The following is a 15,838-nucleotide window of genomic DNA, read 5'->3' on the forward strand; positions in this document are numbered from 1 at the left end:
TAGATTTTGGTTAATAATTCATCGTTGGTACTCTTTTTTTCTCCTTTCATAAATATGTTAAAATTATGTTAATATTTTATATAAATTAATTTAGTTATGTTTTTCCTTGTATCTTTGTCATGTACTTATTATGTGAAGTTCGTAAAATATAAAAATAATAGGTAACAAAAGTACTCTTTTTATTTGACCTGCGCAAGTGTTTTATATTATATTTAACATTTACGTGTTATTTCTTTCCTTTACCTCAAATAAGCGATTCTAAGAGCTTATTTATTTTTTGAGGTGTTCTCGTGTACTTTTCAGCTTATCGTGGCGCAAATGCTTCTTAAATTGCGTTGGGTTAGATTTTAGACATTGTGAACTGAGTCTCTTTGTTCCGTTGACATATCTTAACGTTTCGGGCTGAGTCTTATCCCTCTTGGGTTGAAGTGGCTTCGCCTGTTCCTTTGGGTTGAAGTAAATCTTATCTTGCTTGCGTGGCTTTGTGTGGTCTTCCCGTTGAAATGTTCATTTTCATAACATGCTGGCGAAGTTCAACTTTGAGTTGAGATTACAAACCTATCCAACTTGATAAATAAAAATTTCCTTATATATATTATTCTTTTATTATTTCTTATTAATATTTGTGTTATAATCAAATCACTTTTTAGTGATGTACCTATATCACTAAAAAGTGATATAGATATCGAAATAACCGTCAGGTATATCACCAAATAATGATATACCTACTAGATAAATCACTAACGAGTGATGTAGCTAGTGGATAAACGATACTTCAACGATAGATTTTCACTATAGGTATATCACTAAATAATGATATACTTAGCTAGGTACATCACTAAAAAATGACATACCTTTATCGTACTGAATACTTCAACTATAATTAAAAGTTATACCTCTATAACAAAAAAATATAGGCAAAAATCATTGACTATGTGACTTTCTTTCGGTATCGTTGTATTTATAATCAGAACAGATTTTAAAATCTTGGCGTGCTGGTGGGTAGCTCCTGCCAGCTCTGTCTAGCCAAAACTAGACAATCCAAAATAACAGACAGATAAAACAAGGATAGTATGAGTACTACAAGAAAACAAACAGAATTAGAGATTCTACAACAAAAACACAATAAGATAGGATATATTAAAAGTTATCCAATCCTGACCAACATAGAAGAAATTAGCCTCAACGATATTAAATTGATTGAATTGGTGTTATCATACCAAGACAACGACCAAGAATTTAAAATGAGTTATGAGCATTTGGGTAACATCATAAATACGAAAGCCTCAACGATTGGTAACATTGTTTTAAAGCTTACAAAGCTGGGTGTTGTAATAAGTGAAACCAAATCTAACTTTGACGGTGTTAAAGGCGGTAAGGTGACCAAGCTTTCAATTAACCTAGAGAAATTGATTTCATTGATTCCAGCGTTAGACCAAGCACCCGAACCAAAGAAAAAGAAAGCAACACCAACGCCCGAACCAATCGCCAGCATTGAACATGTTGAGCCGAAACAAGAAGTGCCAGCACAACAACCTGAACCAACTAAACCAGTTGTACAGGATGCAGCACCAAAAGCAAAAGAGACCCAACTTGCAGTTAAGAAAGCTGAAATGAAAGCGAGGTTTGACAGTTACTTTCATTACGGAACAAAAGGACGTACGTTTAGTCCTGCCGACTTTCATAGCCTGACCGATTTTAAGTTTCGTGATGCGCTAGATTTCAAAGTGGTGCGTGCAAAAACCCAAGACCTGTTAAACGATAATTTTGAGGCGTTTTGGTTGGCGGTTCAGGAACTAAAAAAAGATTTGCTTGCGGCTCAGCAGGTGACACAATAACATAAAGAATAATTAATATGAATGAACAAACGATTTAACAAAAACGGATATGTAACGTATATCAAAAATGAATATAACAAGGTAATAAGGGTCAGATACTACAAGCACGAAATTGTCATGTATTTTGAGGTTGGTATAGTTTACCGCTACATGTTTAAGAATGGCGTGTGTCTTGAAAATAAGTACATCAACGGCACGCTAATTGGATGCACGATTTATGAAGGTAAGACCAAAGAAATGATTATACAAGAGATACAAGAAAGCCACGGAAAGCCAACACGTGCCGAAAAACAAAAATCATTCATTCAATCAATCAAAAGATTTTTTGAAAGCATATAAAAAAACCCGCTACATCTAGCGGGTTTTTTATTTTCACTCTTTTGGGTGCTAACCAATTATTTCGTTTAATTCGGTTTCAAGTAAATAACTAATTTCGTCAAGTTCATCACGATTTATTGTTTGATGTTCAAACGCTTTTGAATCCTCGATTAAACCCCAAATATATATTTGCTCACCTTCCATTAACCTAGAGTTGGTAACGCTAAAATAATGGTCTCTAAACTGTTCAGAATCGAATGTTACACCGTCTTCATTTAACCAATATCGAACATGTTCTTTGTCGTGGTCTCCGTTTTGGAAATATTCGCTATGTTCTTTAAGTGCTGTTCTTATTGTCGCTTCTTGCTCTTCTTTTGTCGCTGGTAGTGTTATCTCCTCTAAAGCGTTCTCTAGTTCAATTTGCATTTGGTCTGCCTCTTCTTCTGTTACGTTGTCGCCGTCTTCCGCTCCTGCATCGCTAAGAATATCAAAAACAAAAGATTGTCTTTCGCTGTAGCTTTCGTGCGTTTCGCCTTCCGCTCTTAAAACAATATCTTCGCTTATCATATCGGTCGTGTAGTCGTTACCAAAATCAGCGTTTTTAAGTACGTTTTTAATTTCTGCAATTGCTGTTATAAGCGTTTGTTGTTTTTGCTCTAATGTCATAGGTATGATTCGTTTTTGGTTGTTAAATTTGTTATTAGTATGTCTTTCAATTCGACGTTGCAAATATATGTTAAACAATTAACATGTGCAATAAATTCGTTAATTTTAACAATTAACACATAAGTTAATTTAGTTATGTAATTTAATCGTTAATACATAAATCAATTAAGTTATATAGCTCGTTTATATAACTCAATTAAGTTATGTAAATCACATAAAAAAAACCGCCTTAACATTACGCTAAGACGGTTTTTGATTTTGTGGTATTTCCTTTTATAATTCCAATATTTCAAGTTGGTTTTCGAAGTCTTCCAACATTAAATGTAATTCAATCTCGGTTAAAACTTCCGCACTTCCGTAATCTAATTTTTCAAAAGTACTAAGCCGATTTGCTAGATAATGTAAAAATTCTTGTTTTTCTCCACCTGCAACAACCAAGTTATCAATAAGAATTTCCTGCGTAACTGGCTGCGTGTGGTCAGCGTTTTTTATATATTCTTTGAACCTTTCAATTGCGGATTTTAACGTGGCGATTTTTAGTTCTTGGGTCATGTTAGTTTGCTTTACTTAAGTTGGTGACAGGTAAATCAAAGGTTAACATGTTATCGACCTGCACGGGTCTTAAACGTTTAACGCTGGCGTTGTTTCCTTTTCCTGTCGCTGGTTTTCTTTTTCCGTTAGTGACTTTCTTTTTGATTGTCTCTTTGAATAACAATTCAAATACCACCAACCCGTCCTTACTTGTGATTGGGTCACTTAGTTCGAATCTGTTGATTGTTTTATCATTACCTTTAAGTGCCGCCCAAAGTACAGGGTGGTTCAAACGCTTATAGTTTTGTGTGTCACCCAACTTTGTAATTGCGAACCCCTCGCCTAACTCAGGCGTTGTTTTAGCCAAGAAATGTCTATCACCTACAATGATATAGGTTACTTCATCACCAAGCTTTACACCTAGTTTTTCCATTGCGTTAACGCTGAATTTCAAAGCGTTTTTAGTTGATAGGGTATAAACTCCCGTATCAACTGCTTTTTCTTTTGCCGCTGTCTTACTTGGAATAGTTGCAACCTGTTCCACACCGTCAAGAATAAGAGTTATCTGTTTTGTCATGTTAATAGGTTTAGTCATTGATATTGCAAATCTAATTTTTTTTCGGCTATACTCAAAATTAATTCACTTATTATTTACTCTTTTAACGGGTACGTTATATTTATAATATAAAACAATATATTATGAATGACAAACAACAAACCGAATTGCACGAAAATAACGGACGCAATTTATTTAACGGATTCGTTAGCACACAAAATAACTGGTCAATTAAGAAGTGGTCTAAGAATCGCTTTTCAAGTTGGGACGTGAGCCTAACAACTGGCACGACTGCCGACTTTGTAATCACCGAAATTAAAACAGTACCCAACTACGATAAAGACCAATTTTCGAGTTGGATTCTTGAACAAAAGAAACTTAAGCGTTTGCAGGAACTTAAAGCCGCAATGCAAGAAAAACACCCAAACAAAACGATTTACATTCACTATGTAAATTTCTACAAAGATTCGACCCAACCGCCTCGAATTTGGGACATCACCAATCTACAAGATGCTGGTGTCTTAAAGTACTTCCCAATCAATAGCAATACTGATAATCCTGAGTACATCACCAAGAATGTGATTTACCTGAACAATAACGATGCGATTAACCTTTAAACCAATTGAATGAATTAATACTACAACTAAATACCAAATACAACACCGTGCTAAATAAGTACGGTGTTTCTACCCAATTGCAACGCTCGCACTTTTGGGCACAACTTTATCATGAAAGTAAGCTAACCCCCCAAAGCGAAAATCTTAACTACTCAGCCAAGGCTTTAACCTCAACCTTTAAAAAATACTTTAAGGATATTGAAGCAGCCAACAAGGTAGCACGAAAGCCTGAACAAATCGCTAACATTGTCTATGCGAACAGATACAATAACGGTGACGTTGAAAGTGGTGACGGTTGGCGTTATCGTGGTCGTGGATTTATTCAACTGACCTTTAAAGCCAACTATGAAGCGTTAGCGAAGCATTTAAGCAACGATACGATACTAACTGAACCTGACACACTACTGAGTGAAGCAAACTCGCTTGTATCAGCTTTGTGGTTTTGGCAAACAAATAAAATCAATTCGGTCATTACTGAGGACAACGATTTGAGTGTTCAACGTGTGACCAAGAAAATAAACGGAGGTCTTAACGGTATTAATGAGCGAACCTCCCTATTCAAAGAAGTATCAAAACTTAAATTAACATAACACTACAATTAATCAATCCGTTAACTAATAGCACATAACATAAAATTAAATGTTGAATCCTACAATGTAAGTCCTATTAAAATCCTTATCAATCGTATAATGAAGATACGTTTTAGTTCCGTCCTCGATTTTAACATAACCACGTCTCAACGCTGGATTTTTATAATCATGAAACAAAATCAATTCAATAAGATGCTTATTACCAAATTTAAAGTGAATAGTTAAACATATATCCTTAATGCTATCATCGATTTTAAAATCCGTTATTCGTATGCTTTGATTTGGATATAAAATATTATAGAATTTAGTTGTTGTATATTTTTCTAATTCATCTTCAACATTAGCTGCTGTCATTAAACCTTCAATACTTCCTTTTGCACCGTCTGATATTTCCATTGTAACATCATTAAGTTTAATTTTACCGTAGTTGTAAAGCTTAAACTCTATTTCTTTTCCCTCATTGTAAACGTCAATATTTAAAAACGGGAAACTATCACCTCCTGTCGTCTCATTATTAATTTTTTGTACTGTAGAACTTATACTGTCAATTCTACTTTGTGCAATAGCTGCATCTTTATCTGCTTGCTTACCAGCCAATAAAGCACCAACTATAGCTAATAATCCACCAAGGAATATAATGTATTGTGCATTTTTCATAAGAAAATCAATCATGTTTGAATATTACGGTTATCTAACAAATATAAGAAAAAGGCTAACACATGTTAGCCTTTGTTTTTTTTTAATCTTGGTTATTTCTTGTCTTCACCCAACCCTCACCCTCTTTGTAATTTCTAAGCTTTGAGGTTGGTTTGTGCGACTCTTGTTTATTATAAATTTCCCTGATGTAATACATTGATTTTGCATTTTCCTTAAGTTCGATACCGTCAGTTATAAAACGCCATTCAAGACCGATTTTGTCGAGCACCTTTATAAACTTGCTCGTATCTTCAATACCTAACCTTTCAAACATTAACAAACCATTTTGTAGCAGGTTAAGTAATGCGTTATAGCCTCGCTTATCCTTTACCAGTCCTGATGCTTCCAAAATGTGAGCATCCACCGTATTTGCTTTTTGTACTTCATTTTCCATTTTATCAAAATTTACAAGCACAAAATTAGCATAGATTAGAACAACTACAAACAAAATATATGTTCCAAATTGTAACTAATAAAATTGAACTAAATACCTTTTATAATTTTAGTAAGTTTGTATAAAAAACAACTCAATGATATGTTTGACACCCAAGTAATTTTAAATGCTCTCGAGTCTTCAATTATTCCTTCTTTGGTAGCACTGGTTGCTACAAAAATTATTGAAGGAAATATAAAGAACTCTTTTGATAAGAAGCTTGAGAAAACCAAAATGGAACAATCTATTGAAATTTCCAAATTTCAAACTGAGTTAAACTCACTAAAAAGTAAAGAAAATTTCAAATTCACAAAACTACACGAACAAAGATTTGAAGTCTTAAAAACAACTTATACGCTATTGAATAAAACAAGAAATGACTTAGCTCTTTTTGTAAGTGAAATAAAAGTTATACCCAACAATATGACCCGAATTCAAAGAGAAGATAAGTTAAGTGAAAATTTTCGCACCTCACATGAAGAGTTTATCAGGTACGTTGATGACAATTTAATTTTTTTTAGTGATAATCTTGAATCAATTATTGCTGTATTCATAGAAGAATGTTTTCAAATATTCATTAATTATGACACTAATAACGTAATGGTACTAGCGGGATTAGATGATAATGAATTTAAAAGAAAAGCCTTTTCTGCATATAAAAACATTGAAGAAAAAATTCAACCTATTATGATAACTATAAAAAAAGAAATTAGAGAAGTACTAGGAACTAATTTATAAATTTTATTTGTCAAAAAGTTTTTCCAATTCTAAAATTTGAATTTTTACATTGGAATCCTTTTGCTCATTATTTTTTTTTGATTTACTAATCCCAATAAAAATATACTTGTCATTAAAATACAAGATTTGTTTTTCAGAATTTGGGTACTTCTTTTTTAAAAAAGAATTTACATTTTCAATATTATTAACGGATGAAGTTTGTAACAAAGTTTGTCGAACTTTTATAAAAGTAAAAACAACCATTATGATATTAAGAAAAAAAATAGCATAAATAACCCATTTTCCTATTAAAGTGGTCGTATTAATTAAGAGTGTTCGCATCGAATAATAAATTCCTAGATTTAAACCACAAATTATTAACGAGGGAAATAAACATTGATTTATAGCATTCAATCCAATGCTCTCATTATAGTACTGACAAATAAACACAGCATTAAAAATCACGTGCAGTAATAGTACAAAAATTATGCTTACTAAATAAACATTTTTAGATTTTACTAGTTTTTCGTGTAAGGGAACAGCTCGTTTTTTTTCTTCATCTTTTAAAACTAGTTCGGCCACATAACTATAGAAAATAGGAAAACTGATAAAAAATAGAAATACTAAAATCAATAACCCGTCAGGCACAATTTGAGAAATTGAAAAGAATCGAATTAAAGAAATAGAAATATTGCTTAACTCAACAACTTGCCACAAACCTCCTATAAATGCAGGAACGATTATTATAATGCTTAGATTTTCTTTTATAAATCCAATAATTTCTTTGTAGCTAATTTCTTTGTCCTTTACTTCTTTTTCAATAATTTCTTTTTCGCTCATCCAAATATCAATTAAGAACTAAAAATAGAAAAAATATTCAATACGTCTTTAACCTCTATTGGAATTTTATAAATTTATTTTTTTATAAGCTTTTCGTATGCTGTTATACCCAACGCACCCAATGAAAGTATAAGTACTGAGTTGTTGGCTGATTCGCTGGGATTGATAAACATATAAACGCACAACGACAAACCAGCAACAACGCCAATAAAGCGTTTACTACTTGGGTTCGTATTGTATTCAATTAGTTGTTTGATGTAGTTTATGAATTTCATGTTATTTGTCGATGTCTTTTTTCTTGCTTAATTCCTTTGATAGCTGTTTTATTTCTTGGCTTAATTCTTTGATTGCACTAAATAAATCATCAATACGGTTATTAAGCGTGTTATGTTCCGTTTCAATCACTTTAATTGACGTGTTATGTTCGTTGATTTTTGAATCGTGTAAGTCAATCTTTTCAAGTATTTTTTTAATAAAGTAAGCGATTATTGAAATTAAAAAAGTTATAACGGTTAGGGCTAATTGTTCTATTGTCATGTTGATATTTGTTTATAAATATTATAGTAAATAAAAAGGCTAATCTAAACGATTAGCCTTAGTTTATTTATGTTAATGTTTGTTACGGATAAACTTCAATTAATATTGGCGTTTGAGATAATCCACCGTTTACGTTAGAACCTGTTGCAACATTTGTTGTCCAAATGAACATTGAAGAACTACTAACGTAATTAATTGCATTTACAGTATTTGCGTTTGGTCCTCCTGCTAAATTCCAAAAAGTTTTATTAGCTGTAAAAAGTCCAGCCGAACTAACTGTATAGCCTCCAACACTACTATACCCAAAAGTAACCGTACCCAAAGTATTTTCAAGAACTGTTACCGTTGGTGCTCCTGTACCTGCTTGCGAAATTAACGCCTTGTATACCTTAGTTGCTGGCATCGATGCAGTAATTGCAGCAGTTACAAAAGCAGTTGTTGCAACCTGCGTTGTGTTTGTTCCTGCTGTTGCTGTTGGTGCAGTTGGCACACCTGTTAAGGCTGCGTTTGCTGCGTTGGCTTTTAGGTTTAAACCTGTTGTAGCAAATGCAGTTGTGGCAATTTGAGTCGTATTTGTTCCCGCTGCTGCTGTTGGTGCAGTTGGTACACCCGTTAACGCTGCGTTGTTTTCATCAGCCTTAAGATTTAAACCAGCTGCAACAAAAGCGGTTGTTGCAAGTTGCGTTGTGTTTGTTCCCGCTGCTGCTGTTGGTGCTGTAACAATACCACTAAAAGCGGCTGTTGTTCCATTCAACGCACCTGTCAACGAGCCACCAGTTAAAGCAAGTCTTGCTGTCGAATCAACTGCATTAATCGTTATGTTTGCCGAACCGTCAAACGCTACACCGTTGATGTTTCTTGGTGTAGCTAAGGTTGTTGCATCAGCCGCAAGTGTTGCAGTCGAGGCGTTACCAACTAGAGCACCAGTAAAGGTTGTAAAGTTTGCAGTTGTACCAACTAAACCACCCGTTAACGTACCACCTGAAAGTGGCAATCTTGCGATTGCATCCGTTGCGTTGATTGTTATGTTAGCTGAACCGTTGAATGATACACCGTTGATTGTTCTTGCTGTCTGTAATACTGTTGCAGTTGAAGCGTTACCCACAAGCGCACCCGTAAAGGTTGGAGCGGTTACAGTACCAGCAAATGTTGTATTACCATTTCTAAGAATATCAACCAATGTTGTACCAAATCTTGAAAATCTAAAACCAACTGACGTTAACGTTGATGCCGAAAAATCTGCGTTGTCAGTTCTTCTAAGATTAAACTGCATATCAGGCTGTGTATTTGAATCACTTGTACCTGATTGTAACGATAAACCAACTGAATTATCAGAACGACCAATTATTATTGGCACTGCTGTAACAGAACCACCATTTACAAAACTTATAGTACCACTTGGAATTGATGCAACGGTTGCAGGAATACCAGCCACACCAGTATTAATATCTAATTTACCAAGCGGGTTATTTGAACCAATACCAACACTACCGTCAGCCGCAACTTGTACCAATTGTGTTGAATAATTATATACACCTAAAATTGGTCTGTTTGCAACACCTACGATACCGCTAAAACCGTTGGTTGTTGAACCATTAGCCTCTAATTTAATAAGTGGTTCAGTTCCTGTATCTGATAACGGAACACAAGCAGTACGAATACCAATAGACTCTAAAGGATTTTTAGAGTAACCTAGTACGTTATTACCAAAAACACCACCTGTGCCGTTGGCAAATGGAACAGTTGAAAGTGACAAACCAGCACCGCCCGTAATACCTGATGTAATTGTTGCGTCTTCTCTGTTAATATCAATCAACCTACCAGCACCTACAATACTAAGATTAAGTTTTCCCGTTCCAAATGATGAATTTGAATTAATCCAAACACTACTACCGTTATCAACGATTGTTGAATTGGCTTGTGTTCCTGATGCTGTGAATTTTGGTACAAAATTAGCCGTACCATTACCACCGATTGAATTAGCTTGTACGTATGCCGTTGTAGCTACCTGTGTGTTATTCGTTCCTAACGTTGCAGTTGGTGCAAATAAAGCACCAGTAACTGTACCACCGCTTATTGGCAATCTTGCGATTGCATCCGTTGCGTTAATCGTTATATTAGCTGAACCGTCAAACGCTACACCGTTGATGTTTCTTGGTGTAGCTAAGGTTGTTGCATCAGCCGCAAGTGTTGCAGTTGAAGCGTTACCAACCAAAGCACCAGTAAAGGTTGTAAAATTAGCGGTTGTACCAACCAAACCACCCGTTAACGTACCACCTGAAAGTGGCAATCTTGCGATTGCATCCGTTGCGTTAATCGTTATGTTAGCCGAACCGTTGAACGAAACACCGTTGATTGTTCTTGCTGTTTGTAATACTGTTGCAGTTGAAGCATTACCAATCAGCGCACCCGTAAAGGTTGGTGCTGTTACATTACCTGTAACTGTACCACCTGTTAACGGCAAAGTGTAATTTTGATAGTTCCCACCGTGCAACATTTTTTGCCAAGTTGTCCAAACTTCACCACCTGAGTAATTAGATATTTTTCTAAATTGTAAATCAGTATCATTAGGATTGTTACCGCTCCACAATTGATAGCTACCAACCGCTGAAAGGTTACCAGCTGCCCTACGAACATCTAAACTAACACCAGCCGCATAAGGAAAATTAACCGCACCAGTTGTGCTATTTAAAGTATTCGTTCCAACACCGTTATTTGCGTTTGCATCCGTTGCTACAACCAAAGATAATCCCGTAGCATTTCCGTTAAATAATGGTGCTGTAATGACACCACTAAATGTTGTATTTCCGTTACGTAATACGTCAATTAAAGTTGTTCCAAATCTAGCAAATCTAAACGCTGATGATGTAAAACCTGAAAAGTCTGTATTATCATTTTCTCTTACGTTGAATGACATATCAGGATTTGTGTTACTTTCATTTGTAGCACCAATCAATTGTAAACCTGTATGATTATCCGATTTACCTGCGATTGCAGGTGCAGTAATACTACCTGAATTGTTTGCAAAAGATATCGAACCATTTTGTTGATTTAGAATATCTAATGTTAGTGCCGAAAGACCAGTAAACACGTTTAATTTACCGACTGGTGTAAATGTTCCAATACCAATTTTACTGTCATCTGTTAAATATAAGTCAGGATTTGTACCGCCTGATTGACCAGTTAGTAACAAATCTTTCCCAGTACTAGATGAATTATTTGTTGATTTGAAACGGTTATAAATTGCGTGTGTTCCGTCAAAGAAAAAACCACCATTAGTATCGACAACATGTAATTTTCTAACTGGTGCAGTTGTACCAATTCCAATATATCCCGCATCATCATAAATATTTGCATTTCCTTGCGTTCCTGAACCTGTCCATTTTGGAATAAAGTTTGCCGTACCTGTTCCACCTATTGAATTAGCTTGCACATATGCTGTTGTTGCAACTTGCGTGTTGTTTGTTCCAACTGCTGCCGTTGGTGCTGTTAAAACCCCCGTAAACCCTCCAGTTGTTCCTGATAACGCACCAGTAAGCGTACCACCTGAAAGTGGTAGTCTTGCGATAGCATCGGTTGCGTTAATTGTAATGTTACTTGTACCGTCAAAAGCAACACCGTTGATATTTCTTGCAGTTGATAATTTGGTTGCTGATAAAACATTTTTTACTGAATCTGCTGTATTGTCAACGTTACCAAGTCCAACGGCTGATTTATCAAGTGTTTGCCAAGACTTATCACCACGCCAATACTGAGTATTAGAACTAAAACTTATACTTGGCTCTTTACCGTTTAGCTGCGTTTGTATTGAGCTGGTCGCATCGTTATACAATTTTTGATTATCGGTTTGATAATTCTTATTCGTAACCTCAGTTACTTGTGCAGTTGTGTAATCGCCTGTTTGCGCTGAAATAACGCCAGCACGACCGAAAACACTCACAACATTATCACCTCCTGAGTGCTGTTTTTCCCAGGTCGTACCATTGTAAACAACGTAGTCACCAACAACAAAATTTAAGCTGTTAACACCCGCACCGCTCACCGTAACACGGTAAACATCACCCGTGTTACCAGTACCGTTTACAAGCGTTGGTGTGTTGGTTGTTGCATTGTAAACCCCCTTGTACTCCATTACGCTATTAGGCAATTGTGACGGTGCTATTTTACCGCCCGCATCTAACCCAGCATAACCGTTGGCTTGGTTTTTTTCTGAAGTATTTTGTTTTAGCTGAAGAGCGTTAAAAACCGCATTTTCAGACGGTGCATAATCAGTTATTCCGCTTAAAATATTTTGCTGAATCTTAGCGTCAACGTATGCGTATGTTGGTAAAGCGTCTAAAGCTCCTTGTAAATCGCTTTGGTCGCTCAAAGTACCTGTAATGTCACCCCATTCAATCGCTGTAACGAATGACGGTTTGTTTTTGATAAACGCATCGCTTCCCGAATCATTGACAAGCCAATCACTTTGTATGTTCTTTTCTGCGTCGGCTGGAATACCTGCAAGCTTGTTTTTTTCGGCTGTTGTATAGTCGTTCGTGCTTAATGCTTTGCCGCTGATTTTATCAACCTTATTTGCGTATAGTTCGTTAAAGTTGTCTTCTGTTTTATTAAATGCATCCCTTAAAGCGTCACCGTTCCCGCTGTTTGGAATGTCAGTATTTATGTGTTTTTGCGCCATTAATTTAATACCAACCTATTAAGTTGGTTGTATTTCTTGTATCGTTATTTTTTCCGTATTCGGGAACTGGGTTTTTACTCATGAACTCGTAGAAATTTTGCTCATAGTTTATCGCTATTGCCTCGTAATTTTTACCAAGTATTACCAATTCATTAAGTGGTAAATTTTGCGAACCGTCAACACTTACTTTATAAGTTCCTGCGTTGGTCGTTTTGCTGGTGTTAATTGATAAATACATGCTTGCTGAGTAAAAAGAAAGTATATCGATAACGTAATCAGTGTAAATAGTTTCGTAAATACCCGTTAATGTTCCTGCGCTATAATCAGAAACAATCTTGTTATATAAGTCACTCGTTAGAATCCTTTTTAAATAGGTTGTCTGAGCAATTACAATGCTTGGCGTTAGCTGGTTGATGTCAATATTTCCACCAAAACCAACCGTTTCACTTATCATGTTAGGTGTTAATAATATTTTAGTCTTTGCCATTATGCAATTGGTGTTACATTTGCGTTATTTTCAGCTGGCTTTGGGTCTCCTAAAAGCCTAACCGCCTGTAGTCTGTTGAATCCAAAGATTAAGTTTAACATTGCGATAGCACTTTCGTATGAAGTAGTACCAGCCACGTAAGAGGCTTGTATATCTAGTATCGCTTGCACACCTCCAACTGAGCCTTTAAGCTGTGCTTGTGCCTGTTTGGTTGCTTCATCAAAAGTGTCAACTGGTTCGCTGTCGGCTTCTGCTGGCGAATCGATTAAGTTGATTGATGTATCTTGTGATTTGCTTGAATTGTTAGTGTTTTCAAGTTTTGTCTCTTCTGCAAAGTCTTCAAAATCTAAATCGATACTCGAATCAATCACATTAAAAACCTTATCTAAACCGTTGATTATTACCGTACGCATTGGGTTTATGTGTCGTCTGAATAGCCCACGGGTAGCCGTTGCGATTTCGTCAGCGTTTGAACTAAAACCGTTTCCACCTGTTGAACCAGCAAATAAAATCGGTGGTGCTGAGTGTGCAATAATTAGCTTTCTTTCGGCTTCCTCTGAATAGAATACGTTTTGTTGATTAAGTTCAGGCGGTGAAAGTTGGTCAACCGTAACACCGTCTTCTGCATGTTCGTTGAATGATACGATTACCGCACTTTGGTTTTCAGTTCCAACGACTTTATTACGTACGTTTTGCGCTTGTATTTCTGCGACATCATCCTCAGCACGACCACCATTATAATTGATGACTGTAAGGACGCTCATTGCGTTTATAAAGTGTTGCTTTGCCGCATTTCCTAGTTGTCCTTCAACCTTAGCCCAAGGAATGCCAGCTAAATAGTCAGGGATTGGGAAAAACGGCTCAGCTGTTGGTCTCTTTACGTAAAGAATTTCTAAGTCGTAACCCTTATAGACACCTGTATAGGTTGGGTAAAACTCAGGTTTATACTTGTATTGGTTGCACCAGTCCCAAGAATACCAAAAGCCGTTAATTTCAGTGCTGTCATCGACATTAATAGCTAATTTATAGATTGGAATGTATTCAATTCTTAACGGTTTCTTTGCCAATGACCAAATAACCTGCATCGCATAACCTCCGTAAGTCTTATAATCCTGACAAAGCAAAAGGACGTCTTCATCACTAATGTATTTTTGAATGTTTTGACCGTTAACGTCGTAAAGACCTTGCCCGTACATGTAATTTACAAAGGCGTTGATAATACTTGCATTGGTTGGACTGTCGTCGTAAGCGTCTTTGTATATTTTAAAGTTGTTGTTATTTGTTCCGTTAGTAATCCACTTACGTCCGTATTGTGGTTTTATATCAATTGGTTGAAATGCTGACATCATAACGTTACCAGCGAAAACTTGCGGCTTGCTAGTATTCGAAACGGCTGTTTGACTGCGTTGCGTAGGCATAATTTTGTATATCTGTATTCTCGTCAACAATCATAAGCTTACCTAGATAAATTATTGATTGTGATGTTATGTTATTGATTTCAATTGCGTACTTATTGCCGCTTGTAAAATCGTTGGGTATTGTATTTAATATTATAGTTAAATATGCACCCGAAATGATAGAAGTAAAGCTTAATTCTATCTTTGTATTTGTCAATTCATTGGTTAACGTAACGCTTAACATGTCGTTTGAGTTTGGGTAAACTCTAGGTACGCAACTAAACTCTTCAACCTGATTTAATTTTATTACTTTCATGTGATATGTGTATAAATAAAAAAAGCAGGCATATAACTGCCTGCCTTAATTGTTAGATTAATGTTTTTGTTACACGTACGGCTTAATAGCTGTAGCATAGTCAACCAAAGCGGCTGATGTTAACAAATAGTTTCTTGAAAAGTCTGGCTCTTCTGTGTGAAACGTTACGGTAAACCCGTTTAAGTCCGCAATTGCACCCCCTGTTTGGTCAGTAATTGTAATTGCTTGTGCGCCAAGCTGAGAACCAGCCGCCACGATAGTACCGTCATTTTTTTCTATGAATAAAACGACCTCACCTTTAAGTAATTCTTTTATTAAATTCGCTGTTTCTAAGTCTGTTCCTGTTGCTACGTTGAACACGCAAGGAATATCACCAACAACACTAACACTACGATTATCACCGCCCGCTGTTGCTGTCTCTAAATAGTTAACAGTTGTATTTTTAAGTTCCAATCTTGCGATAGTTGAACCGCTGTAAACAGTTGCAAGTGCCGTAACGCCTGAACCACTAACAGATAATCGTTTCAACGAATCGTAAGGTGCAACCCCAACCGCTTTAACTCCACCCATTCCTGAGTTACAAGCTAGTTTACGGCTTTTTGATATTGATGTACAACCCAT

At 35.8% G+C, this 15,838-nt stretch carries 18 protein-coding genes; 5 read left to right on the forward strand and 13 right to left on the reverse strand.

Annotation, left to right across the window (positions count from 1 at the left end; genetic code table 11):
* The first annotated feature begins 1,073 nt into the window (after positions 1-1,073).
* Together AB674_RS09415 and AB674_RS22675 are read left to right on the forward strand one after the other, a co-directional pair.
* Positions 1,074-1,838: a hypothetical protein gene (locus AB674_RS09415; RefSeq protein WP_047775979.1), complete on the forward strand. Its 765-nt coding sequence runs from the start codon at positions 1,074-1,076 to the stop codon at positions 1,836-1,838.
* Between the two features lie 21 nt (positions 1,839-1,859).
* Entirely contained in the window at positions 1,860-2,177 is a 318-nt protein-coding gene (locus tag AB674_RS22675; protein ID WP_131701533.1) for a hypothetical protein, read from the forward strand.
* A gap of 48 nt (positions 2,178-2,225) precedes the next feature.
* Here the strand turns inward: AB674_RS22675 and AB674_RS09425 are convergent, their stop codons facing one another.
* From AB674_RS09425 to AB674_RS09435, 3 genes are all read right to left on the reverse strand, one after another.
* Positions 2,226-2,822 (reverse strand): hypothetical protein, encoded by a 597-nt coding sequence (locus tag AB674_RS09425; RefSeq protein ID WP_047775982.1) that lies wholly within the window; start codon positions 2,820-2,822, stop codon positions 2,226-2,228.
* 273 nt (positions 2,823-3,095) lie between these two features.
* The gene (locus AB674_RS09430) at positions 3,096-3,374 is read right to left on the reverse strand and encodes a hypothetical protein (RefSeq protein ID WP_047775983.1); all 279 of its coding nucleotides are present in this window, start codon (positions 3,372-3,374) and stop codon (positions 3,096-3,098) included.
* Position 3,375: 1 nt separating this feature from the next.
* Positions 3,376-3,930, reverse strand: a complete 555-nt coding sequence (locus AB674_RS09435; RefSeq protein ID WP_047775985.1) for a hypothetical protein — start codon at positions 3,928-3,930, stop codon at positions 3,376-3,378.
* Between the two features lie 122 nt (positions 3,931-4,052).
* Here AB674_RS09435 and AB674_RS09440 point away from each other — a divergent pair, with 122 nt between their 5' ends.
* Both AB674_RS09440 and AB674_RS09445 read left to right on the forward strand, forming a co-directional pair.
* Positions 4,053-4,526, forward strand: coding sequence for a hypothetical protein (locus tag AB674_RS09440; protein WP_047775987.1), 474 nt, complete (start codon positions 4,053-4,055; stop codon positions 4,524-4,526).
* A 5-nt stretch (positions 4,527-4,531) separates the two neighbouring features.
* Entirely contained in the window at positions 4,532-5,116 is a 585-nt protein-coding gene (locus tag AB674_RS09445; RefSeq protein ID WP_047775989.1) for a glycoside hydrolase family 19 protein, read from the forward strand.
* A 45-nt stretch (positions 5,117-5,161) separates the two neighbouring features.
* On the opposite strand, the gene AB674_RS09450 is transcribed toward AB674_RS09445, so the two are convergent.
* Both AB674_RS09450 and AB674_RS09455 read right to left on the reverse strand, forming a co-directional pair.
* Positions 5,162-5,773, reverse strand: a complete 612-nt coding sequence (locus AB674_RS09450) for a hypothetical protein (RefSeq protein ID WP_165579366.1) — start codon at positions 5,771-5,773, stop codon at positions 5,162-5,164.
* 82 nt (positions 5,774-5,855) lie between these two features.
* Complete coding sequence (locus AB674_RS09455; RefSeq protein ID WP_047775992.1) at positions 5,856-6,206, reverse strand: hypothetical protein; 351 nt, start codon at positions 6,204-6,206, stop codon at positions 5,856-5,858.
* A gap of 117 nt (positions 6,207-6,323) precedes the next feature.
* Between AB674_RS09455 and AB674_RS09460 the strand changes: the two genes are divergently transcribed.
* Positions 6,324-6,983, forward strand: coding sequence for a hypothetical protein (locus tag AB674_RS09460; RefSeq protein WP_131701534.1), 660 nt, complete (start codon positions 6,324-6,326; stop codon positions 6,981-6,983).
* 3 nt (positions 6,984-6,986) lie between these two features.
* Here the strand turns inward: AB674_RS09460 and AB674_RS09465 are convergent, their stop codons facing one another.
* The 8 genes from AB674_RS09465 to AB674_RS09495 form a co-directional block, all read right to left on the reverse strand.
* Complete coding sequence (locus tag AB674_RS09465; protein ID WP_047775995.1) at positions 6,987-7,802, reverse strand: hypothetical protein; 816 nt, start codon at positions 7,800-7,802, stop codon at positions 6,987-6,989.
* A gap of 74 nt (positions 7,803-7,876) precedes the next feature.
* Positions 7,877-8,077: a hypothetical protein gene (locus AB674_RS22680; protein WP_131701535.1), complete on the reverse strand. Its 201-nt coding sequence runs from the start codon at positions 8,075-8,077 to the stop codon at positions 7,877-7,879.
* 1 nt (position 8,078) lies between these two features.
* Positions 8,079-8,339 carry a hypothetical protein gene (locus tag AB674_RS09470; RefSeq protein ID WP_047775996.1) on the reverse strand — a complete coding sequence of 87 codons (261 nt, stop codon included), beginning with the start codon at positions 8,337-8,339 and terminating at the stop codon, positions 8,079-8,081.
* A gap of 82 nt (positions 8,340-8,421) precedes the next feature.
* The gene (locus tag AB674_RS21860) at positions 8,422-13,017 is read right to left on the reverse strand and encodes a beta strand repeat-containing protein (protein WP_053004231.1); all 4,596 of its coding nucleotides are present in this window, start codon (positions 13,015-13,017) and stop codon (positions 8,422-8,424) included.
* Between the two features lie 4 nt (positions 13,018-13,021).
* Positions 13,022-13,504 carry a hypothetical protein gene (locus AB674_RS09480; protein WP_047775998.1) on the reverse strand — a complete coding sequence of 161 codons (483 nt, stop codon included), beginning with the start codon at positions 13,502-13,504 and terminating at the stop codon, positions 13,022-13,024.
* Complete coding sequence (locus AB674_RS09485) at positions 13,504-14,922, reverse strand: hypothetical protein (protein ID WP_131701536.1); 1,419 nt, start codon at positions 14,920-14,922, stop codon at positions 13,504-13,506. Before AB674_RS09485 ends, AB674_RS09480 begins: the two co-directional genes overlap by 1 nt.
* On the reverse strand, positions 14,882-15,145 hold the full coding sequence (locus AB674_RS22820; RefSeq protein ID WP_165579367.1) for a hypothetical protein: 264 nt from the start codon (positions 15,143-15,145) through the stop codon (positions 14,882-14,884). The genes AB674_RS09485 and AB674_RS22820 overlap by 41 nt, the downstream gene beginning before the upstream one ends.
* Positions 15,146-15,286: 141 nt before the next feature.
* Positions 15,287-15,838 carry a hypothetical protein gene (locus AB674_RS09495; RefSeq protein WP_131701537.1) on the reverse strand — a complete coding sequence of 184 codons (552 nt, stop codon included), beginning with the start codon at positions 15,836-15,838 and terminating at the stop codon, positions 15,287-15,289.

This window comes from Flavobacterium sp. ABG, assembly GCF_001027725.1.
GTDB lineage: Bacteria > Bacteroidota > Bacteroidia > Flavobacteriales > Flavobacteriaceae > Flavobacterium > Flavobacterium cupriresistens.